Source organism: Streptomyces sp. PCS3-D2 (assembly GCF_000612545.2).
Classification (GTDB): domain Bacteria; phylum Actinomycetota; class Actinomycetes; order Streptomycetales; family Streptomycetaceae; genus Streptomyces.
On the sequence record NZ_CP097800.1, the window covers coordinates 2,005,439 to 2,026,718 of the forward strand.

Genomic DNA, 21,280 nt, shown 5'->3' on the forward strand with positions numbered 1-21,280 from the left:
AAGCAAGATAACGCGATATGTCCGATTTTCGGCGCAACCGGTCCGATCGAATGCCGATCGTTCCGCCGGATCTTCCCCCGGCCGGGGCCCTGGTGCGGCCATCGCCGGACGCGGCACCCGTGGCGCGGGCTCCCCCGGGTCAGACCTCCGGGCGCAGCATCGGCGGATTGAGCAGGGTCGCCCCGCCCGCGCGGAACAGCTGGGCGGGACGGCCGCCCTGACGGGTCGTCGTTCCGCCGGCCGGCACCAGGAAACCCGGAGTGCCGGTGACCTTGCGGTGGAAGTTGCGCGGGTCCAGTGCCACCCCCCACACCGCCTCGTACACCCGGCGCAGTTCCCCGACGGTGAATTCGGGCGGGCAGAAGGCGGTGGCCAGCGAGGAGTACTCAATCTTCGAGCGGGCCCGCTCCACACCGTCGGCGAGGATCTGCGCATGGTCGAAGGCGAGCCCCGCGGCGCCCTCGTCCCCGACGGCCAGCACCTCGTCGACGGGTGCCCAGCGCGCACTGTTGGCATCGCCTCCGGCCCGGGGCGCGGGGAGGTCCGGAGCCAGCACCAGGTGCGCCACGCTGACGACGCGCATCCTGGGATCACGCTTCGGATCGCCATAGGTGGCCAGCTGTTCGAGGTGGGCCCCGTTGCCCGCACCCGGCATGGCCGGATCGTGGGCACACAGGCCGGTTTCCTCGGAGAGCTCTCTCGCAGCGGCGGCCGCGAGGTCCTCGTCCCCGCGGACGAATCCGCCGGGCAGCGCCCAGCGCCCCTGGAACGGCTGCTCACCCCGCCGGACGACCAGCGCGCAGAGCGCGTGGCGCCGCACGGTGAGCACGACCAGGTCGACGGTGACTGCGAAGGGCGGATAGGCCGACGGGTCGTAGGGCGACATGCCGCGATCATAGTCGTCTGCTTGACGATAAACAGCGCTTTGGTGACCTTGAAGACGATGGCCCGCGGGCCGGCGAGGGTGCCTGGCGCACCCGACCTGTGACGTGCTCCGCCCAGACGCCCGGCTCGAAGCATCACCGCTCGCACGAGGCGGGGCATCACCACTCGTACGGGGCTCGGGCCGCCGGCCCCCTCAGCCTCCCAGTTGGAGCGCATCCGCGGCCTCCTCCACCATGCCGAGGCCGAGCCGGCCGACCCGGACGGCAAAGGGCTCGCCCGCCACCCGCAGGCCCGCGAGCCGGATCGCTCCCAGGGGCGCGCCGGGAAGGGGGGCGAGGGTGACGGTGCCCGCGGGGGCGTCGGGACGGATGCCCGCGAGGGCGGTCAGCACGTGGACTCCCGCGGCCGCGGCCACTGCGGCAGGGCGGCAGGCCGCCGGGTGCGGGACCGGGGCGCTGCCCGCGGTGCGCTGCTCGGCGGCGAACATCTCCGGAAGCCGGTACCCGAAGGCCTCCGCCGCGTCCAGGAGCCCTCTGAGCAGGCCCGCTGCCTCCTTCTCGAAGCCCGCAGCGGCCAGGCCGGACACGGCGACGGCGCTCTCGTACGCCCGCACGGCGCCCGAGCGGTGGCCGAACGGGTTGAATCCCGGCTCCTTGAGGGCCATGCTCCGCAGCCCCCATCCGCAGTCCATGGCCGGGGCTCCGAACAGCCGGGCGAGCTGCTCGGTGCGGATCCGGTCGAGAAGCCCGGGGGCGAGCCGCCCGCCGCCGAGGAGCCCGGTGTCGAGCAGGTGGGCGGCAGCGCCGGTCAGCCGCGGCAGCGGCCGCCCGTCGGGATGCAGGGCCGAAGCCGGCCGGCCGCCGTCCGGGCCATCGATCCAGAACCGCTCCCGGAACCGCTCCCGCAGTGCCGCTGCCCGCTCCCGCCACTCCTCAGCGCCGGGGCGCCCGCATCCGGCGAGGAGTTCGGCGCCGAGCACGGCGGCCCGGTGGGCGTGGGCCTGGGTCTCGCAGCGTCGGGGACCGGGGTCGGGATCGGCTAGGAAGCCGTCATCCCCGAGGGCTCCGCGCAGCCAGTCCAGGCACCGTTCGGCAGCGGGGAGCAGCCGGACGAGGTCCTCCTCCGGCATACCCCAGAGCCGGGCTTCGGCGAGCACCGAAGGGAAGGCGAGGGTCGCCTCGGTGCCGGTGCAGGCGGGCGGCAACTGCGGGCCGGCCCCCCGCAGGGGACCCGGAATCCTCCCGGCGTCGGCCCCGTGCCCCCCGGTCTGCGTCCGGGCGAGCACGCGCAGGGTGGCGGTGGCAAGGCCGGTCCCCAACGGCAGCGCCATGCGGGCGGCCCAGAGCGACTCCGCCGGCGCCAGGCCCAGCCGCCAGGGCACCCCGGCCGCGGCGAAGGCGTCGCCCGGTTCCGCGGGGTCCCGCGAAAGCAGCGCGCCCAGGTCCTGGACGCTGCTGCGGAACCATGCCCCGACCCTCGGGTCGTCCCCCTCCGCGCGGGCGTCGGCCAGGGGGTTCGCCACCCGGCCGACGGGGGCCCGCACCACCTGGTCGTGCGTGGTCCGCAGCTCGATGGTGCGCGATTCGCCGGGGCCCAGTTCGAGCTGCCAGCGCAGCAGTCCGGCCGAGGCCACGGCGTCGTCGGGCGCGGGGTCGGCCGCGGTGACGGCCTGGGCCTCGCCGGTGCTCCAGCGCAGACCGGCAGCGTGCACCCCGGCGGGCAGCTCCGGGCCGGCCCGGCCGGCGGCCACGGCGGCCAGCTCCGCCAGGTCGGTCCCGAGGTGGACCTCCACCGGGAGCCGTACCGGCCGGGCCGCGAAGCTGCGCAGGGTGATCCGTTCGGTGCCGTCGGCGTGGCGGACGCGTTCCACCCCGATGTCCGGGTCGGGTCCGGGGTCGGCGCCGGTCCGCACGGTCGCGGTGAAGGCGGCCCGGTCGGCACCGAGGCTGCGCCCCTGGACGGCGACCGGGTCCCGGCCGCCGACGCGCAGCATGCAGCGGGAAAGCAGCCTGCGCCCGGAGCGGTAGATCCCGTCGACCCCCCTCCCGGTCAACTGGCCGTGCTCCGGCGAAATGACCAGACAGGGCGCGGCGACGCAGATGACGGCGCCGTGCACGGGTGGCAGCTCGGGCCTGCGGGCAGCGGGCACGCCGGGCGGGCGGGCGGGTGCGGGGTGAGACATGTGTCGCCTTGTCTGCGCTCCGGTGGGTTCAGCTGGGCGGCGGCGCGGCCGGGGCCGGACCTCCCCCCAGCTGAACGTCCCCGGCCCCGCCCGGGTCACGGGCCGCGGCTCCGGCCGGGTGCTCCGTGGGCGCGGCCCGTTCGGCCGGGCGGGTGCCGGGACACCGCGGTGCATCCGTACGGGACGGCCGGACGACGGCCGGTGCGCGCTCACTGCCCGGTCCCCGCAGTGCGGCGGGATCCGCGGCGCGGGGCCGTGCGGCCCCGCCGGCCGGGCGGCCGAGTGGCGGCCGAGGACCGGCTGCGCCTGGGTTGCCTGCGGCGTCGTTCCTCCCTGAGGCACTGCCGCAGCCCCTCGGGGTCGAGCCCCTCGTTGCAGGCGTGGTGGAGCAGCTGTGCGAAGCGGTATTCGGAGTCGGCGCGCAGGGCCAGGCCGAGGGCGATCCGGGCCGTGGGCTCGTCGCCGGTCGACCAGGAGACCCACCCCGCCAGGGTGAGCGGGGCTGCGGCGTGCTCTGCGTAGGCGCCGACGCAGCGGCGGGCCAGGGCCCGCCAGAGCCGCAGGGCGGGGGCCGCTTCCTCTCCCTCCATCCACTCGGCCGCGATGTCGCGGACTTCCCGGTCCTGGAGGCCGAGGATCAGCGAGGCCGCCTCGTCGTGCCCGAGGAGCGCGTCGTCCCAGTCGTCACCCTGGGCACCGCCCTCGACGGGCGGGGCCAGCACCATGCGCCGCATCAGGGCCTGCGCCAGCGTGATGGTCTCGGCACCGACCTCCTCCCGGGTGGCGCCGTGCAGGATCCGGGGCATCAGAGCCGCGGCGGCCCGGTCCAGAGCCCGCTCGGCCTCCTCCGCCACAGCCCCGCGCAGCGGCGCCAGCCTGCGCTCGATCTCTTCGAGGGAGCCGCGGATCTGGATCCCGGCGAAGGTCGCGGCAGCGGCCGTCACCGAGGTGCCCACCGGGGTCAGCGGGCTGCCTTCGGCCGGGCAGCACCGCTCGTCAGGGCAGACATAGGACCAGAAGCGGCCCGCCGACAGGCACAGCGCCTCCAGCACCGGCACGTCCAGCGCGCCACAGGCCAGCCGGATCCGCTGGGCGAACGGCCGCAGCCGGGTCATCACAGCCCGGCCGTCCTCCTCCCCACGCGGCTCCTGACAGAGGTAGACGACGATGCCGTCGGGCTTGCCGCCGCGGCGTTCGCTGCCCCGGACGAGGCAGTCCGCGACCTGCCGGGCGGTGTCCTCCCATTCCGCGGGGGCGGTGGGGATGCCGACACGGAGCCGACCGCCGAAGCGCCCGCCCTCGCCGTGCACGGCGACCATGACGAGAGAGTCGGACGGGTGGAAGCCGAGCATGTAGGGCAGCGCGTCGGCCAGTTCGGCCGGGCTGCGCAGAGTGATCTGGGGTACGCCGGTGGTTCCGGCCGGGCCGATCAGGGACCGGCCGGACGGGCGACGGGCTTCGTTGCTGTTCGTCATGCCACGAAGGTCCCGTGCGTGATCCGATACCGAAAGCCCTGTGGATAAGTGTTGACGGTTCAACTTCCACCGGGATGGGGCGGCATTGGCGCGATGTCAGACACATCGGGTTGCATGGAGGCATGAACGCAGACCTGAGGTCATCGGCTGACTCCGTACTCGCCCGCCTCGTGGGCGACCCCACGGGCACGGCCCGGCTGCGCGAGGACCAGTGGCTCGCGATCGAGGCCCTCGTCGCGCACAAACGGCGTGCGCTCGTGGTTCAGCGCACGGGCTGGGGCAAGTCCGCCGTGTACTTCGTCGCGACCTCGCTGCTGCGGGCGGCGGGCTCCGGCCCGACCGTGATCGTCTCCCCCCTCCTCGCGCTGATGCGCAATCAGGTCGAGGCTGCGGCCCGGGCCGGGATTCGCGCCCGCACCATCAACTCCGCCAACCCCGAGGAGTGGGAGGGGATCCAGGCCGAGGTTGCGGCGGGCGAGGTCGACGTCCTGCTGGTCAGCCCGGAGCGGCTCAACAACCCGGACTTCCGCGACCAGGTCCTGCCCAAGCTCTCGGCGGCCACCGGTCTGCTCGTGGTGGACGAGGCGCACTGCATCTCCGACTGGGGACACGACTTCCGCCCCGACTATCGCCGGCTGCGCACCATGCTGGCCGACCTCCCGCCCGGCGTACCGGTGCTTGCCACGACCGCTACGGCCAACGCCCGCGTGACCGCCGACGTCGCCGAGCAGCTCGGCACCGGAGCCGGGACGGACGCCCTGGTGCTGCGCGGCCCGCTGGAACGCGAGAGTCTCAGCCTGGCGGTCCTGTCCCTGCCCGACGCGGCGCACCGGCTCGCCTGGCTCGCGGACCACCTCGGCGAGCTGCCCGGGTCCGGGATCGTCTACACGCTGACGGTCGCGGCGGCCGAGGAGGTCACGGCGTACCTGCGCCACCGCGGGCACACGGTGGCCTCGTACACCGGCAAGACGGAGAACGCGGACCGCCAGCAGGCCGAGGACGACCTGCAGGCGAACCGGGTCAAGGCACTGGTGGCCACCTCCGCCCTGGGGATGGGCTTCGACAAACCGGACCTGGGCTTCGTAGTGCACCTGGGGTCGCCGTCCTCGCCGATCGCCTACTACCAGCAGGTGGGACGTGCGGGCCGCGGAGTGGAACACGCGGAGGTGCTGCTGCTGCCCGGCCGGGAGGACGAGGCGATCTGGCAGTACTTCGCGTCGGTCGCCTTTCCGCCAGAGGAGCAGGTCCGCCGCACCCTCGACGTGCTGGCCCAGGCCGGGCGCCCCCTGTCGCTGCCCGCCCTGGAACCGCTGGTCGACCTGCGCCGCACCCGGCTGGAGACCATGCTCAAGGTCCTCGACGTCGACGGCGCCGTGCACCGGGTCAAGGGCGGCTGGACCTCGACGGGGGAACCGTGGTCCTACGACGCCGAGCGCTACGCCTGGGTGGCGCGTCAGCGGGCGGCCGAGCAGCAGGCCATGCGTGACTACGCGGCGACCACGGGGTGCCGGATGGAGTTCCTGCGCCGGCAGCTCGATGACGACGAGGCCGGGCCCTGCGGCCGCTGTGACAACTGCGCCGGCGCCCGGTTCGCGGCCGAGGTGTCGACAGCCGCGCTCGACACCGCACGCGGCGAGCTGGGCCGCCCCGGTGTGGAGTTGGAGCCGCGCAAGATGTGGCCCACCGGGCTCGCCGCCGTCGGTGTCGACCTCAAGGGACGCATCCCCGCCGGGGAACAGGCCTCGACGGGCCGAGCCCTGGGCCGTCTGTCCGACATCGGCTGGGGCAACAGGCTGCGCCCGATGCTGGCCCCGCAGGCTCCCGACCAGCCCGTTCCGGACGATGTCGCACAAGCCGTGGTCGCGGTGCTCGCCGACTGGGCGCGCGGCCCCGGGGGGTGGGCCTCCGGCGCCCCCGACGCACCAGCGCGTCCGGTGGGCGTGGTCTCGCTGCCCTCGCGCAGCCGCCCCCAGCTGGTCGGCTCGCTGGCAGCGCGGATCGCCGAAGTCGGCCGAATGCCCTTGCTCGGCGCGGTCGCCTACACCGACCAGGTCCCCGAGTCCGGGCCGGCGTCCTCCAACAGCGCCCAGCGGGTCCGCGGCCTCCACCAGGCCCTGACGGTCCCGCAGGAGCTGGCGGCGGCGCTGGCGCAGACCCCCGGCCCGGTGCTCCTCGTGGACGACCGCGCGGAGAGCGGATGGACTCTCGCGGTGGGGGCCCGGCTCCTGCGACGCGCAGGCGCAAAGGAGGTGTTCCCGCTGGTGCTGGCGCTCCAGGGGTGACCCCGTGCGTCTTCCTCGGCGTGGCGGGGCAAGGATATGAACGGCATACCGGCGAATTCCGGTCGGCGTCGTCAATTGCTCGTTGCCGCATGCTCGGAAGCCACGCGAGAATTGGAGTGCTCCCGCTCGGCTCCTCGGCACCCTCCTGGGCCGCGCTGCGGCGCGCCCTGACTCCAGCCGTGCCCGTCCGCGGGCGTGTACCCGAAGGGAGGAACGTGACCTTCGGATTCACGCCGCCTTCGACTTCGTCCCTGGCAACAGCCACCGGCGGCGCGAGCCGGCACGGCAGACTGCTGGAACCGTCCGAGTGGATGTCGGCGGGCATTCCCCTGTTGCGCAATCCGCGCGACGTCGTCAGCGGCCTGCACTCCCGGCACAGTCCGGTTCCCTCGACCGCGGTGATCGCCGTCCTGGGCCCGGAGGAACAGCTCGTGGCGAGCGCTTCCTTCGTACAGCGCTCGGTGTCGGCCGACGGCTGGGAGTACCGCAACGCCCTGCTGTCCCGGCTGCGCCGGGTGCTCCCGCACGACCTGCGTCGGCGGACCCCGGTACGGACAGCCGTGCTCCTCTACTGCCGCGAGGGCGACGAGCGGTGGACCCCTGAGGACGGGGCCTGGATGTGGGGCCTTCGGGACGCCTGCACCCTGCACGGGCTGCGCTGCGGCGCGTACATCACGCTCACCCGTGACGGCTGGCAGGTGCTGGGCGAAGGGCGCGGTGGCCGGCGACCCAGCTCGGACTCGCGGCCGCAGCGGCTCGGCGACACCGTGGCCGAGTTCGCGCCGCTCGCCCTGCACACCGGTGGCGGTGCGGTCGAGGCCCTGCGCCGGACCGCCGCGCGCTGAGGTCATACCCGTCGCCGGGCCCGCCCGTCTCCGGTTCACGGCGCGGAGCCCGCTCGTGGGCAGGCCTCACGGCCGTACACGCGGAACGGACGTACGGCGGATCAGGCCCCGGCCGCCCACGCGGCCACGCCACGGACCCCGGCCGGGGCTTCAGCGGGGCCGGCTCAACGCCCGCCCCGCCCCTCGCCCATGCCGGGGTACAGGGCGTCAGACGCCCGCACCCAGAACGGAGTTGATCTGCTGCGGGTCACCGCACACGATCAGCAGCGCACCCGCCCGGGTGAGAGCGACCGGCAAGGAACCCGCTACGGTGTCAACCGGACCGCCATTGGCCGCGAAGACCACGACGGGACGACCGGCGGCACGCTTGACCTGGGCCGCGTCCGCGTAGAAGACGTCGTCCCCGGCATCGTGCAGGGCCCAGTAGGCGGGCTCGCCGAAAGACAGCTCGTGAGCGGCCCACGGGTGCGGGTCGCCGGTGGTGAGCACCAGGATGTCGCCGGGCGCGCGCCCGGTGTCGAGCAGCAGGTCCACGGCTTCTTCGGCCGCGTCCAGCGCACCATCGGCGGACGCCGGGATCAGCTGGATCTGCGGCACCGCCGCAGAGACGGACGGTGCGGTGGGGGCTGCGGGAACGGGTCCGGGGGTGGCCTGCGCCGCACGCTGCGCGGGGGGTGCGGGCCGGGCGGGACCGGGGCGGCCGGGCCGCGGGGCGGCGGCGGGACGCGGACCAGGTACGGGGCGGGGGGTCTGCGCGTTGCGGCTCGCGGCCGGCGTGACGCGGGGACCCTGGGCACTCTCGTGAATCTGAGGCTCCTCGATGGCGGGGGTGAGAGGCATGAGTTGACGTACTTCAAACGCCAGTACGAAACGTACCGGCCGGTGGCACATGTGTGCGATCAGAAATCGAAGCCGAGTTGGCCTCCGTTTTCCAGCTCCATCGAGTCTTCGCTGCGGCGCACCTTCTTCAGGTGGCGCCATCTGGGCAGCGCGTCGAGGTACGACCACGAGAGCCGGTGGTAGGGGGTGGGCCCCCGCTCCTCCAGGACCGCCCGGTGCACGGGCGAGGGGTATCCGGCGTTGGCGGCGAAAGCGAAGTCTTCGATTCCACCGCCCTGTTCACCGATTTCGGCCATCATGCGGTCGCGGCGGACCTTGGCGATGACCGATGCCGCGGCGACGGCGATACAGGACTGGTCGCCCTTGATCACCGTCCGAACCCGCCAGGGCGGGCCGAGATAGTCGTGCTTGCCGTCGAGTATCACCGCGTCGGGCCGCACCGGTAGGGCTCCCAGCGCACGCTGCGCCGCGAGCCGCAGGGCGGCCGTCATGCCCAGTTCGTCGATCTCCTCGGGTGTGGCGTGCCCGAGCGCGTACGCGGTGACCCAGGCCTCCAGGACGTCCAGCAGGGCATCGCGCCGCTTGGGGGTGAGCAGTTTGGAGTCCGTGAGTCCGGCGGGCGGCCGACGCAGGCCCGTGATCGCCGCGCACACGGTGACGGGACCGGCCCAGGCCCCTCGTCCGACTTCGTCGACCCCGGCGATGACCTTGGCGCCGGTGGTTGCACGGAGGGAGCGCTCGACGGTGTGGGTGGGTGCTTCGTACGGCATGGCGCCAGCAAGGGTACGCCGCCCCGGGCCTGCTGCACACCCCCGCCCCGGTCGGAGCGGCATGCGACCGACCTCGGACCCCACCGGACCGTCCCCCTCCGCCGCCCCTCCCCGTCTCAGACTCTGAGCAGCGGCACCATCACCTCGTCGATCAGTTCGGCCAGGTCGACGTCCCCCCATTCGCTCCCGCACACCTTGGCCCGATACATCAGCATCGCCGGAATGACGTCCACGACGAACGGACCCGTAGCGTCCGGCCGCACGTCCCCCCGCACGATCCCACGCAGCACAAGCTCCCTGATCAGACGCTGGGCAGGTTCCTGCAACCCGGACCAGATGACCCCATGAAACCGCTCCGCCGTCGCGTGATCGCATTCGTGAAGTACCGACCAGAGGGCCTGCCCGGCCTGGGAGTACATGACCTCCCTCGTACGGACACACAGCAGATAGAGGTCCTCACGGATCGATCCCGAGTCGGGAATCTCACCGATCCCAGGCAGGCCGGTGCGCAGCGCGTCGGCCACGAGGTCCACCTTCGAGGGCCAGCGCCGGTAGAGCGCAGCCTTCCCGGTCTGCGCGCCGGCCGCGACACCCTCCATGGTCAACGCGTTCCAGCCGACCGTACTCAGCTGCTCCAACGCCGCGTCGAGAATCGCCCGTTCGAGTTCGGGGCCCCTCCTGCGCCCCGGCGACGCCGATGACCAGCGCGAACCCACCATCTCCCCACCTCCGACCGGCCCGAGCCACCGACGCCGCATAGATTTCCAGCCTTAGTGAACGCTTGCGTTCACTAAGGCTGGACTCCTACCGTGGACCCCGTAGTGAACGACAGCGTTCACTATTTCACTTTGGGGGGATCCTCAGTGACAAGCTCTCAACTCGCCGCGCCCCGGATACCGGGGGCGGCACGCCGGGAGGGACGCCCCGGCGTGGCGCTCACCGTCATCGCCGCTTGCCAGCTCATGGTCGTCCTCGACGCGACCATCGTGAACATCGCGCTCCCGCACATCCAGACCGCGCTCGACTTCAGCACCACCGGCCTGTCCTGGGTGCTCAGCGCCTACACCCTCACGTTCGGCGGGCTGCTCCTGCTCGGCGGCCGGGCCGGCGACATCCTGGGCCGGCGCAGGGTGTTCCTGGCCGGAATCCTGCTCTTCACCCTGGCCTCGCTCCTCGGTGGCTTCGCCCAGGAACCGTGGCAGCTGCTCGCCGCCCGGGCCCTCCAGGGCGTCGGCGGGGCGATCGCCTCCCCGACCTCGCTCGCCCTGATCACGACGACCTTCCCCGAAGGCCCCGAGCGGAACCGGGCGTTCGGCGTGTTCGCCGCCGTTTCCGCAGGCGGTGGCGCGATCGGCCTGCTGGCAGGCGGCATGCTGACCGAGTGGCTCGACTGGCGCTGGGTGCTCTTCGTCAACGTGCCGATCGGCCTTCTGATCGCCGTGCTCACCCCGCTCTACATCAGCGAGTCCGAGCGCCACCCCGGCCGGTTCGACATCGCCGGAGCCCTCACCTCGACCATCGGCATGGCCTCGCTCGTCTACGGCTTCATCCGCGCCTCGGAGGAGGGCTGGCGCGACCCGCTCACCCTCGGGTCGTTCGCCGCCGCCCTGGTCCTGTTGACCCTCTTCGTCGTCATCGAGTCTCGGGCCCGTGAGCCGATCATCCCGCTGCGCATGTTCGCCGACCGCAACCGCACCGGAACCTACGTGATCATGCTCGGCCTCGCCGCGGCGATGTTCGGCATGTTCTTCTTCATCGTCCAGTTCGTGCAAAACGTGCTGGGCTTCTCACCGATCCGGTCGGGACTGGGCTTCCTGCCCGTCACGATCGCCATCGTCACCGCCGCCGGCCTCTCCCAGCGCTTCCTGCCGCGCTTCGGGCCCAAGCCCTTCATGGTCATCGGATCCGCGCTCACCGGCACCGGGCTGGCATGGCTGACCCTCCTGAGGACCGACAGCTCGTACCTCTCCGGCGTGCTGGGGCCGATGCTCCTGTTCGGCTTCGGCATGGGCCTGAACTTCGTGACGCTGACCCTCACCGCCGTCTCCGGGGTGGACCCGAAGGAGGCCGGCGCGGCCTCCGGACTGTTGAACGCGAGCCAGCAGGTCGGCGGCTCGCTCGGCCTGTCCATCCTCGTCACCGTCTTCGGCACGGCCAGCCGCGAGGAGGCCGCGAAGCAGGTCCCGGCCTTCCTGTCCCAGGCGGATCCCCAGGCCGCGGCCGCCTTCCGGGAGACCGGGCGGCTGCCCGACCCCTGGGGGGACCTCGTCCTCGCCCAGGGGATCTCCACCTCGTTCATGGCCGCCGTGGCGATGGCCGGCCTCGCCCTGGCCACCGCCCTGCTGGTGATCCGGGTGCGCAAGAGCGACCTGGAGGCCCTGGCCGGGACCGCCGCGAAGGCCGGTCCGGCGGCCTGAATGTTCCTCGCCCACGCGGGTCGGGCTCGGGGAGCTCCCCGAGCCCGACCCGATCGGCGGGAGTCCTGCTACTCGCCCCGTGACCGCCTAGTGCTCGACCCGGCTGCCGAAGGCGCCCAGGCGCGAGCAGACCTCGTACGAAGCGGTCACCGGACGCTCGCGCAGGATCTGCCGGGCCCGGTACTCCCCCAGGCTCATCGCGTACCAGGGCACGTCGCCGGCCCTGGACAGGTCGTCGTTGATCCCGCGCAGGGCGCAGGACCGACGGGGCTCGGGCAGCCGGTCCAGGGCGGGGACGGCATCCGCGGACAGGGACTGGAAGTAGGCCAGGTCGATCTTCTGGTCCGTCTCGAAGCGGGCCACGTTCCGCTCGGCGACCATTCCATCCGGGGACAGCAGGCCGAAGACCATGACCGCCGCGGCGGCGCCGGCCGCGACCGCACGGGGCAGCCAGCGCGCACCGAACAGCCCGGCCGCCATGATCAGCACGATGACCAGCCCGAGCCAAAGCTCCATCGCAGCCACCGAGACGCGCAGCCTGGTCAGCCCGTAGGCGTCCACGTAGAGGTCCATGCGGCGCAGCGCGGCCGCGACCACGACGAGGGTCAGCGCGCACAGGATTCCGAGGACGACCCGGACCGTGCGCCGGTCGCCTGCCCCGGAGCGCGGGGCCCAGCGCAGGGCGAGGGCGATCACCGCGAGGGTGAGCAGGGTGGCCCAGAGCAACTGCCAGAATCCCTGGCGGGCGTATTCCGCGTAGGTGAGGCCGGTGCTCTCCAGGACCTGGTCGTAGCCGCCGAAGAGCACGGCCAGCTGGACCGCGTTGAACCCGGCGAAGAGCAGGTTGAGCACGACGAGCGGAAGAGCCCACTCGACCCGGGAACGCGGCCTGCCGGGGGCCACCCTGATCCGGTCCCAGCGCAGCGGGGCTGCCGCGGTACGGGCAGCCGCGATCGCGGTCACCGCGCCGAGGACGAAGAGCATGAGCCGGATGGGCCCGTCCTCGACCGACACGTCGGGTATCAGGCCGCCCAGGAGATCGGCGAAGGCCGCGTCGGCGGAGGCGAACAGGGCACCGAAGAGCACGAGCAGGGCCACGGCCACGGCGGCCGCCTTGGCGACCGGCAGCCAGCGGTCCTTGCCGATCCCTCCGCGCGAGCGCAGCCCCTTCGCGACCCAGGCGATGCCGGACACGGTGGAGTCGGCGAAGCCGAGCGGGCTGAGGAAGACCCCGGGCCAGGTGCGGCTGCCGTGCAGGGCGAGTGCACCCAGCAGCAGGGCGGCCAGGATCGCGAGCGTGGACGGCCAGGCGGAATCGCGCAGCGCGGGTACCGCCAGGAGCGCGAGACAGCCGATCACCCAGGCCAGCGTCCAGGGCCGGGCCCTACGACCGGCCACCCGGGCGGCGGTGTATGCGGCAACGGCGGCGGGCACCACCGCGAGCAGCAGACCGGGGCCCATGCCGTCGCCCAGGAGGATCGCGGCGGCGAGGCCGCCGACGAGGACGCAGGCCAAGGTCGCGGTCCGGACGGGGGCGGCGTCGGCGGGGCGCACCACCGTGGCCCAGGACGGCTTCGCGGGCGGATTCGGGGGCGGCGGCCCCCAGGGCCGCGGCTGCTGCTGGTGCCGGTGCGGCTGCCAGCCCGGCAGGACGGCGGGTGCGCCCGGCCGGGACCCGGCCGGGCCGGCGGGCGGATTGCCCTCCGGAGCCGGCTGCGCGGGCGAATCCCCTTTCGGGAGCTCCGCGTTGGCCGCCGCCTCGGGCCGAGCTTCGTCAGCCCCGCCGGTGTTCTCTGACATCGGGTCCCCTCCCCGGTCGGCCGCCCGGGCGTTCAGGTCGGGGCGGCGGTGTCGACAGGGTAGGCAGCCCGCCAGCAGTTTTGAACAGGATCAAAAGTATGCTGTGGCAGGACCGTGACAATCAGAAGGGGGCCTTCACCCCGGCCCGGAAGCCCGCGGCCACCTGCCGCCCGGCAGGGGCCACCCGCCGTGAGCGGCCCGCCGTGAGCCGCCCGACGTGAGCGGCCCGACACGAGCGCGTATCCGAGCGGCTACGCCGCCGTCTGCGGCAGCCAGGCCGGCAGCACTTCGGTGCGCGCCAGCCAGTCGGCCGGCAGCACCGCGTCCCCGCGCGCACCCAGCACCCCGCCCACGATCGCGCAGGTCGTGTCGACGTCCCCGCCCACCTGCGCAGTGGTCCAGAAGGCCCGCTCGTAGTCGTCCAGCGCCCGCGCCGCCGACCACAGGGCGAAGGGCACGGTGTCGTGGGCGCTGGTCCGCCGTCCGCAGCCCAGCACGGCGGCGACGGTGGTCGCGTCGCCGTAGTCCAGCATGTCCCGGGCGCGCCGCAGCCCGGCACCGACCGCGCTGCGCGGCACGAGGGCGATCACCCCGTCGAGCAGATCGGCAGCCTTCGGCGGGGCATCCGTACCGGCGGCCAGCGCGGCCGCCGCGGCGACGGCCATCGCCCCGCACACGGCCTCACGGTGCTGATGCGTCGTGTAGGCGGAGATCTCCGCCTGATGGGTCGCCTGCTCCGGGTCGTCGGCGTACCAGGCGCCCAGCGGAGCGATCCGCATGGCGGCGCCGTTCCCCCACGAACCCTGCCCGTTGAACAGTTCGGCGGCCAGCGTGCGCCAGTCCTCGCCCTCCCTCACCAGCCGAAGCATCCGGTTCACCGCCGGCCCGTAGCCGCGGTCGAAGTCGTGGTGGTGCGCGAAGGAACTCGCGAGCGCGTCCTGGTCGACCCGCCCGTGCGCGGCCAGCACGGCCACCACCGAGCAGGCCATCTCGGTGTCGTCGGTCCACTGCCACGTCTCCGTGCCGGAGGGCAGCTCGCGCCGCTTGAGCAGCGGGTAGTTCACGGGGACGAAGTACTGGGAGCCGAGGGCGTCACCCAGCGCCAGCCCGCGGAGGCTGGCCATGGCGCGTGCGTAGCGCCGTTCGGGAGTGGAGTCAGGCGTCATCGCGGGTCACTCTAGCCGTCCAGGTCATAAGGCTCCGGTGTGGTCCACCGCTCAAACGGGCGGTCCATCCGGTACCGGCCGTCGGGCCCCAGCAGGAGCATCCGGAAATCGCCGTTCCCCGGATTGGACAGGGCCTCGAATTCGGCCACCGACCAGTGGAACCAGCGCATGCAAAACAGCCGCATCGTCAGCCCGTGCGTCACCAGCAGCACGTTCTGGGGATGGTCGGGGGCCTCGAAGCTGCGGTAGAGGCTCTCCAGGAAGGACCCGACCCGGTCGTACACGTCCGCACCCGACTCGCCCTGCGCGAAGCGGTAGAAGAAGTGCCCGTACGCGTCCCGGTACGCCTTCTGGAGCCGTACGTCCTCCCGGTCCTGCCAGTTGCCCCAGTCCTGCTCGCGCAGCCTCGGCTCCTCCCGCACCCGGACCCGTGTGGGGTCGAGCCCGAGTTCCCGGAAGGTCTGCAGGGTCCGCCGGTAGGGGGAGACGTACGCGCTGATGGTCTCGTCACCGAAGATCTCGCGCAGCCGGACGCCGGCCACCGCGGCCTGCTCACGGCCCGTACGGGTGAGCCTCAGGGCGTGGTCGGGTTCCCTCTCGTACACCGTGTCGTCGGCGTTCCCCTCCGATTCCCCGTGCCGGACAAGGACGATGCGCCGTGGTCGAACCATCTCATGACCCTATTCGGCCACGGCCGGGCCGTCCGACCGGGCACGCCGGTCGGCCCGGCGCTCGTCATACGGTCACACCGTCCAGGACGGCTCGAGGTCGACGACATCACCGGTGAGGGCTTCGACATCGGCCTGGATCTGGGCACGCAGGGACAGCCTCTCCACCCGCTCCTGCCGGTACTTTCCGTGTTCGGCAGCGGCGTGCCACATGGAGAGCACCAGGAACTCCCGGCCGGGAGCCTCACCGAAGAGGCCTCGGACCATGCCGGGCGAGCCCGCCATGGCCGGATTCCACACCTTCTCCTGCATGAGGGCGAAGTGGTCGACCCGGCCCTCGCGGACCCGGGTGTGCGCCACCCGGACGACGTCGGCATCGGTGAAGCGCGGCTCGAAGCCGGTCTTCACGTCGAAGCGGTGGTCGAAGAGGGTGACCCGCAGATCGGTGTAGGTGCCGTGCTGCGCGGCGGCCAGCCTGTCGTGCGAGCGCGCCATAAAGGAGTCGTAGAAGGAACGGCTCTCCCAGAACGCGAAGACATGCGCCACCCCCTGCCGGCCCCTGCTCCAGCCGCCGCCCTGCCCCCGGAATCCCGGCTCGCCCGGCAGCCCCGCCCATTTTCGCTGCCCCCGCTCGAACCCGCGTCGGTCCGTCACCGTGCAGCGAATCCACTTGACCAGCACTGCGCCATCGTACGGGCCGGGCCCGGGCCTCGGTCAGTCCCCGGCGAAGTACATCCCCGACAGTTCCTCCGCATCCCCGACCAGGCACTCGATATCCGAACTCCTGGTCGAGCACGGTGTGCTCCACGGGACGGCTGTGCTGCGCGGGGTCGGGTCGCGCAGCAGGCACGGCCGGGGGCGGGTCGCCACCTGGTGCACTGCGGGCAACGCGGTGACGTCCGGCCGGGGTTCCCCCGCCGCCGCGGGATCCTCCGGAAGCCGGGCCCCAGCCGGAGGGGCGCGCACACGGCCGACGTGCGAAGGGGACCGGCCGATGGCCGGCCCCCTTCGTGGACCGCGGGCGGCTACGGGCGCGGACTACGTCCGGCGCCGCCTGCGGGCCGCCGCCGCGCCCGGTGTCAGCTGCAGCCGCTGGTGGAGCCGCAGCCCTCGCAGATGTAGCAGGAGCCGGCCCGCTGCATCTTCGTACCGCAGGAGAAGCAGAGCGGGGCGTCCGCCGAGACACCGAGCTGCATCTCGACCAGTTCGGCGCTGCTGTGGGCGGCCTTGCGCTCCGGGGCCGGGACGGCGACGGGGGCGGGCTTCGGGGCCGAGGGCACAGCGGCGAGCGGGGCCGACTGGGCCAGCGACTCGGTGTCCAGCTCCTCCTCCAGCGGCTCGTAGGAGCCGGTCTCCAGGTGGCGCTGGCGCTCGTCGGCCGTGTGGATGCCGAGCGCGGAGCGGGTTTCGAAGGGCAGGAAGTCCAGTGCCAGACGACGGAAGATGTAGTCGACGATCGACTGCGCCATCCGCACGTCCGGGTCGTCCGTCATGCCGGCCGGCTCGAAGCGCATGTTGGTGAACTTCGAGACGTAGGTCTCCAGCGGCACGCCGTACTGGAGGCCGACGGAGACGGCGATCGAGAAGGCGTCCATCATGCCCGCGAGGGTCGAGCCCTGCTTGGACATCTTCAGGAAGACCTCGCCCAGGCCGTCGTCCGGGTAGGAGTTCGCGGTCATGTAGCCCTCGGCGCCGCCGACCGTGAAGGAGGTGGTGATGCCGGGGCGGCCCTTCGGAAGGCGCTTGCGGACGGGACGGTACTCGATGACCTTCTCGACGGCGGCGCGGATGGTCTCCTCCGTCTTGGCGGTGACCTCCTCCTTCTCCTCTTCCTTCTTCTTGGCGGAGAGGGGCTGGCCGACCTTGCAGTTGTCGCGGTAGATCGCGAGCGCCTTGACGCCGAGCTTCCACGCCTCGAAGTAGATCTCCTCGATCTCCTCGACGGTCGCCGACTCCGGCATGTTGACCGTCTTCGAGATCGCGCCGGAGATCCAGGGCTGGATCGCGGCCATCATGCGGACGTGGCCCATCGGGGAGATGGCCCGCTCGCCCATCGCGCAGTCGAAGACCTCGTAGTGCTCGGTCTTCAGGCCCGGGGCGTCGACGACGTTGCCGTGCTCGGCGATGTGGGCGACGATCGCCTCGATCTGCTCCTCCTGGTAGCCCAGGCGGCGCAGGGCCTGCGGGACGGTGCCGTTGACGATCTGCATCGAGCCGCCGCCGACGAGCTTCTTGAACTTGACCAGGGCCAGGTCCGGCTCGACACCGGTGGTGTCACAGGACATCGCGAGGCCGATGGTGCCGGTCGGCGCGAGGACGGAGGCCTGGGAGTTGCGGAAGCCGTTCTTCTCGCCGAGGCGCAGGACGTCCTGCCAGGCCTCGGTGGCCGCGGCCCAGATCGAGTTGTCCAGGTCCTCGGTGCGCGGCGCGACGGCGTTGGCGTCGGCGTGCTGCTTCATGACGCGCTTGTGCGCCTCGGCGTTGCGGGCGTAGCCGTCGTACGGGCCGACGATGGCGGCCAGCTCGGCGGAGCGCTTGTAGGCGGTGCCGGTCATCAGCGAGGTGATCGACGCGGCCAGGGTGCGGCCGCCGTTCGAGTCGTACGCGTGGCCGGTGGCCATCAGCAGGGCGCCGAGGTTGGCGTAGCCGATGCCCAGCTGGCGGAAGGCGCGGGTGTTCTCGCCGATCTTCTGCGTCGGGAAGTCCGCGAAGCAGATGGAGATGTCCATCGCGGTGATGACGAGCTCGACGACCCTGGCGAAGCGCTCGGCGTCGAAGGACTGGCTGCCCTTGCCGTCGTCGTTAAGGAACTTCATCAGGTTGAGGGAGGCGAGGTTGCAGGACGTGTTGTCCAGGTGCATGTACTCGCTGCAGGGGTTGGACGCGGTGATCCGGCCGGACTCGGGGCAGGTGTGCCAGTTGTTGATCACACCGTCGTACTGGATGCCCGGGTCGGCGCAGGCCCATGCGGCCTCGGCGAGCTTGCGGAAGAGCGCCTTGGCGTCGACCTTTTCGATGACCTCACCGGTCATACGGGCCCGCAGGCCGAACTCGGTGCCGTTCTCGACGGCCGTCATGAACTCGTCGTTCACACGGACGGAGTTGTTGGCGTTCTGGTACTGGACGGACGTGATGTCGTCGCCGCCCAGGTCCATGTCGAAGCCCGCGTCGCGCAGGGCGCGGATCTTCTCCTCCTCCTTCACCTTGGTCTCGATGAAGGCCTCGACGTCCGGGTGGTCCACGTCCAGGACGACCATCTTGGCCGCGCGGCGAGTGGCGCCGCCCGACTTGATCGTTCCCGCGGACGCGTCGGCGCCGCGCATGAAGGAGACCGGGCCGGAGGCGTTGCCGCCGGAAGAGAGGAGCTCCTTGGAGGAGCGGATGCGGGAGAGGTTCAGGCCGGCGCCGGAGCCGCCCTTGAAGATCATGCCCTCTTCCTTGTACCAGTCGAGGATCGACTCCATGGAGTCGTCGACGGCCAGGATGAAGCAGGCGGAGACCTGCTGGGGCTGGGGCGTTCCGACGTTGAACCACACCGGGGAGTTGAAGCTGAAGATCTGGTGCAGCAGGGCGTAGGTCAGCTCGTGCTCGAAGATCTCCACGTCGGCGGGCGACGAGAAGTAGCCGTGGTCCTCGCCGGCCTTCGTGTACGTCTTCACGATCCGGTCGATCAGCTGCTTCAGACCGGTTTCGCGCTGCGGGGTGCCCACCGCGCCGCGGAAGTACTTGCTGGTGACGATGTTGACCGCGTTCACCGACCAGAAGTCGGGGAACTCGACGCCGCGCTGCTCGAAGTTGACCGAGCCGTCGCGCCAGTTGGTCATGACGACGTCACGGCGCTCCCAGTTCACCTCGTCGTAAGGGTGCACGCCCGGGGTGGTGTGGATGCGCTCGATACGCAGGCCGCCCTTGGCAGCCTTGGTTCCCTTGGCGCGGGAACCACGTGCCGAGCTGCTCGCCGTCTCTGTCATGCCGCTGCCTCCCATATGCGGGCAAAAACGCCCTAAAGTGCCAGCGATATTCCGCGGCACAATGCTGTGTCTGTGTGTCTACGTCTCTTGGCACGGCCGACCGGCCGCGACCCGGTGTACGAGCACCGCGTCGCGGGCAGCCCGGTCAGTCGGCGGCGGAGGCGGGCACGGGGACCGGAGCGGTCCCCCCGTGCTCGCACTCTTCGGGGTGAGGCCGCGGCTCGCGCAGTTCCGCGATGGCGGTCTCGAAGTCTTCGAGGGTGTCGAACGCTTTGTAGACGGACGCGAACCGAAGGTACGCGACCAGGTCGAGCTCCTGCAGCGGGCCGAGTATGGCCAGACCCACGTCATGGGTGGTCAGCTCGGCACTGCCGGTGGCGCGCACCGCCTCCTCGACCCGCTGGCCGAGCTTGGCGAGGGCGTCTTCGGTGACCGGTCGCCCCTGGCACGCCTTGCGCACGCCGGAGATGACCTTGGTACGACTGAAGGGTTCGGTCACCCCGCTGCGCTTGATCACCATCAGCGAGGCCGTCTCCACCGTCGTGAAGCGACGGGAGCAGTCGGGGCACTGACGGCGCCGGCGAATCGACGTGCCGTCGTCCGTGGTGCGGCTGTCGACGACGCGGCTGTCGGGGTGCCTGCAGAAGGGGCAGTGCATGGTTCCCTCACCCTCCTTCTCGGCACGACTGAATCACCCCATGGAGCCCCAGACCGACGGAGACGGACTCTGCCGGGGGCTCGCGGAGCAGGCACCAGCATATGCGATCCCAGGAGCCTCAGCGGAACCAGGGACCACAACTTCTGGGTGGCCGCGCCCATCCAACCACTAGATCTTGGGTTGCGACGGATTTAGACACCCCTGCGTGTCGCGACGTCCGATAGCCGGATACGAGGCCCCCCGGTGCCACACTGGGCACACGACCGAACGGCGGCGACCCGACCGGGAAGGGTACCGTAAGCAGCGGATCCCGAGTCGAACCCGCGTTCGTCGATCCGATCGCCTATACACCTCACCATGTGCCCACGCAGGCCGATCTGCGATTTTTCACTCGAACGTGTGTTTGGCGCAACCTTTCGAAAGCAACTACCGTTGTCCAGCTAGGGAGAACATTTCGAGAGGGGCCGACGTGACCACCACCGCAGACAGTGCCGCCATCACTGCCCAGAACCGCTCCCAGAACCGACTCGAGCCGGTGCATGCCATGAACGACGCAAACCTGAACCCGGAGACGGACGCCGCGGTGCGCCCCGCGCGCTCGCTGCCAGGTCGACCTCCAGGCATTCGCGCCGACAGCTCCGGGCTCACGGACCGGCAGCGGCGGGTCATCGAAGTCATTCGCGACTCCGTGCAGCGCCGTGGTTACCCGCCGTCGATGCGGGAGATCGGCCAGGCGGTCGGCCTGTCCAGCACGTCGTCGGTGGCCCACCAGCTGATGGCCCTGGAGCGCAAGGGCTTCCTGCGCCGCGACCCGCACCGGCCCCGGGCCTACGAGGTGCGCGGCTCCGACCAGCCCAGCTCGCAGCCCACGGACACCACCGGCAAGCCCGCCGCCTCCTATGTTCCCCTGGTCGGCCGGATCGCGGCCGGCGGCCCGATCCTCGCCGAGGAGTCGGTCGAGGACGTGTTCCCGCTCCCCCGCCAGCTCGTCGGTGACGGGGAGCTCTTCGTCCTCAAGGTCGTCGGCGACTCGATGATCGAGGCAGCCATCTGTGACGGCGACTGGGTCACGGTCCGCCGACAGCCCGTCGCGGAGAACGGCGACATCGTCGCCGCGATGCTGGACGGCGAGGCCACCGTCAAGCGCTTCAAGCGCGAGGACGGCCACGTGTGGCTCCTCCCGCACAACGCCGCCTACCAGCCGATTCCCGGCGACGAGGCGACCATCCTCGGCAAGGTCGTCGCGGTTCTGCGCCGGGTCTGACCCCGCCGCTCCCTAGCCAGCCCCCGGGACCCACTGCGCCGGTCCCGGGGGCTGTCC

16 protein-coding genes are annotated in these 21,280 nt (G+C 72.1%); 4 read left to right on the forward strand and 12 right to left on the reverse strand.

Annotation, left to right across the window (positions count from 1 at the left end; genetic code table 11):
* Nucleotides 1–139: 139 nt before the first annotated feature.
* The 3 genes from AW27_RS08080 to AW27_RS08090 all read right to left on the reverse strand — a co-directional run bounded on the left by AW27_RS08080 (nucleotide 140) and on the right by AW27_RS08090 (nucleotide 4,542).
* Nucleotides 140–886 carry an NUDIX hydrolase gene (locus tag AW27_RS08080; RefSeq protein WP_037929764.1) on the reverse strand — a complete coding sequence of 249 codons (747 nt, stop codon included), beginning with the start codon at nucleotides 884–886 and terminating at the stop codon, nucleotides 140–142.
* A gap of 192 nt (nucleotides 887–1,078) precedes the next feature.
* On the reverse strand, nucleotides 1,079–3,067 hold the full coding sequence (locus AW27_RS08085; protein WP_052031338.1) for a glycogen debranching N-terminal domain-containing protein: 1,989 nt from the start codon (nucleotides 3,065–3,067) through the stop codon (nucleotides 1,079–1,081).
* A 209-nt stretch (nucleotides 3,068–3,276) separates the two neighbouring features.
* Nucleotides 3,277–4,542, reverse strand: a complete 1,266-nt coding sequence (locus AW27_RS08090) for a DUF4192 domain-containing protein (protein WP_078557138.1) — start codon at nucleotides 4,540–4,542, stop codon at nucleotides 3,277–3,279.
* Between the two features lie 122 nt (nucleotides 4,543–4,664).
* On the opposite strand from AW27_RS08090, the gene AW27_RS08095 reads away from it, so the two are divergent.
* A complete protein-coding gene (locus AW27_RS08095; protein WP_037929765.1) occupies nucleotides 4,665–6,824 on the forward strand; it encodes a RecQ family ATP-dependent DNA helicase in 2,160 nt (719 codons plus the stop codon).
* 215 nt (nucleotides 6,825–7,039) lie between these two features.
* The gene (locus tag AW27_RS08100) at nucleotides 7,040–7,669 is read left to right on the forward strand and encodes a hypothetical protein (protein WP_037929767.1); all 630 of its coding nucleotides are present in this window, start codon (nucleotides 7,040–7,042) and stop codon (nucleotides 7,667–7,669) included.
* Between the two features lie 207 nt (nucleotides 7,670–7,876).
* On the opposite strand, the gene AW27_RS08105 is transcribed toward AW27_RS08100, so the two are convergent.
* The 3 genes from AW27_RS08105 to AW27_RS08115 form a co-directional block, all read right to left on the reverse strand.
* On the reverse strand, nucleotides 7,877–8,509 hold the full coding sequence (locus AW27_RS08105; protein ID WP_037929771.1) for a hypothetical protein: 633 nt from the start codon (nucleotides 8,507–8,509) through the stop codon (nucleotides 7,877–7,879).
* A 59-nt stretch (nucleotides 8,510–8,568) separates the two neighbouring features.
* Nucleotides 8,569–9,279 carry a ribonuclease HII gene (locus tag AW27_RS08110; protein ID WP_037929774.1) on the reverse strand — a complete coding sequence of 237 codons (711 nt, stop codon included), beginning with the start codon at nucleotides 9,277–9,279 and terminating at the stop codon, nucleotides 8,569–8,571.
* A 116-nt stretch (nucleotides 9,280–9,395) separates the two neighbouring features.
* The gene (locus AW27_RS08115) at nucleotides 9,396–9,998 is read right to left on the reverse strand and encodes a TetR/AcrR family transcriptional regulator (protein ID WP_037929777.1); all 603 of its coding nucleotides are present in this window, start codon (nucleotides 9,996–9,998) and stop codon (nucleotides 9,396–9,398) included.
* A gap of 144 nt (nucleotides 9,999–10,142) precedes the next feature.
* Between AW27_RS08115 and AW27_RS08120 the strand changes: the two genes are divergently transcribed.
* A complete protein-coding gene (locus AW27_RS08120; protein ID WP_037929780.1) occupies nucleotides 10,143–11,696 on the forward strand; it encodes an MFS transporter in 1,554 nt (517 codons plus the stop codon).
* Nucleotides 11,697–11,783: 87 nt separating this feature from the next.
* Here the strand turns inward: AW27_RS08120 and AW27_RS08125 are convergent, their stop codons facing one another.
* The 6 genes from AW27_RS08125 to nrdR form a co-directional block, all read right to left on the reverse strand.
* Complete coding sequence (locus tag AW27_RS08125) at nucleotides 11,784–13,496, reverse strand: DUF4153 domain-containing protein (protein ID WP_078557140.1); 1,713 nt, start codon at nucleotides 13,494–13,496, stop codon at nucleotides 11,784–11,786.
* 251 nt (nucleotides 13,497–13,747) lie between these two features.
* Complete coding sequence (locus AW27_RS08130) at nucleotides 13,748–14,662, reverse strand: ADP-ribosylglycohydrolase family protein (protein ID WP_037929783.1); 915 nt, start codon at nucleotides 14,660–14,662, stop codon at nucleotides 13,748–13,750.
* Between the two features lie 11 nt (nucleotides 14,663–14,673).
* Nucleotides 14,674–15,333 carry a histidine phosphatase family protein gene (locus AW27_RS08135; protein WP_037929786.1) on the reverse strand — a complete coding sequence of 220 codons (660 nt, stop codon included), beginning with the start codon at nucleotides 15,331–15,333 and terminating at the stop codon, nucleotides 14,674–14,676.
* A 72-nt stretch (nucleotides 15,334–15,405) separates the two neighbouring features.
* Complete coding sequence (locus AW27_RS08140) at nucleotides 15,406–16,011, reverse strand: YdbC family protein (protein WP_063838155.1); 606 nt, start codon at nucleotides 16,009–16,011, stop codon at nucleotides 15,406–15,408.
* 398 nt (nucleotides 16,012–16,409) lie between these two features.
* Nucleotides 16,410–19,301, reverse strand: coding sequence for a vitamin B12-dependent ribonucleotide reductase (locus tag AW27_RS08145; RefSeq protein ID WP_037930006.1), 2,892 nt, complete (start codon nucleotides 19,299–19,301; stop codon nucleotides 16,410–16,412).
* Between the two features lie 145 nt (nucleotides 19,302–19,446).
* On the reverse strand, nucleotides 19,447–19,959 hold the full coding sequence (gene nrdR / locus AW27_RS08150; RefSeq protein WP_030838121.1) for a transcriptional regulator NrdR: 513 nt from the start codon (nucleotides 19,957–19,959) through the stop codon (nucleotides 19,447–19,449).
* A gap of 469 nt (nucleotides 19,960–20,428) precedes the next feature.
* Between nrdR and lexA the strand changes: the two genes are divergently transcribed.
* On the forward strand, nucleotides 20,429–21,223 hold the full coding sequence (gene lexA, locus AW27_RS08155) for a transcriptional repressor LexA (RefSeq protein WP_037929793.1): 795 nt from the start codon (nucleotides 20,429–20,431) through the stop codon (nucleotides 21,221–21,223).
* The last annotated feature ends 57 nt before the right edge of the window (nucleotides 21,224–21,280 follow it).

What these genes read in the sequence shown, in the direction of transcription:
- AW27_RS08130 (WP_037929783.1), bottom strand. Translation starts at nt 14,662, where the DNA reads ATGACGCCTGACTCCACTCCCGAACGGCGCTACGCACGCGCCATGGCC.
- AW27_RS08110 (WP_037929774.1), bottom strand. Translation starts at nt 9,279, where the DNA reads ATGCCGTACGAAGCACCCACCCACACCGTCGAGCGCTCCCTCCGTGCA.
- nrdR (WP_030838121.1), bottom strand. Translation starts at nt 19,959, where the DNA reads ATGCACTGCCCCTTCTGCAGGCACCCCGACAGCCGCGTCGTCGACAGC.
- AW27_RS08105 (WP_037929771.1), bottom strand. Translation starts at nt 8,509, where the DNA reads ATGCCTCTCACCCCCGCCATCGAGGAGCCTCAGATTCACGAGAGTGCC.
- AW27_RS08115 (WP_037929777.1), bottom strand. Translation starts at nt 9,998, where the DNA reads ATGGTGGGTTCGCGCTGGTCATCGGCGTCGCCGGGGCGCAGGAGGGGC.
- AW27_RS08125 (WP_078557140.1), bottom strand. Translation starts at nt 13,496, where the DNA reads ATGTCAGAGAACACCGGCGGGGCTGACGAAGCTCGGCCCGAGGCGGCG.
- AW27_RS08080 (WP_037929764.1), bottom strand. Translation starts at nt 886, where the DNA reads ATGTCGCCCTACGACCCGTCGGCCTATCCGCCCTTCGCAGTCACCGTC.
- AW27_RS08085 (WP_052031338.1), bottom strand. Translation starts at nt 3,067, where the DNA reads ATGTCTCACCCCGCACCCGCCCGCCCGCCCGGCGTGCCCGCTGCCCGC.
- AW27_RS08095 (WP_037929765.1), top strand. Translation starts at nt 4,665, where the DNA reads ATGAACGCAGACCTGAGGTCATCGGCTGACTCCGTACTCGCCCGCCTC.
- AW27_RS08145 (WP_037930006.1), bottom strand. Translation starts at nt 19,301, where the DNA reads ATGACAGAGACGGCGAGCAGCTCGGCACGTGGTTCCCGCGCCAAGGGA.
- AW27_RS08135 (WP_037929786.1), bottom strand. Translation starts at nt 15,333, where the DNA reads ATGGTTCGACCACGGCGCATCGTCCTTGTCCGGCACGGGGAATCGGAG.
- AW27_RS08090 (WP_078557138.1), bottom strand. Translation starts at nt 4,542, where the DNA reads ATGACGAACAGCAACGAAGCCCGTCGCCCGTCCGGCCGGTCCCTGATC.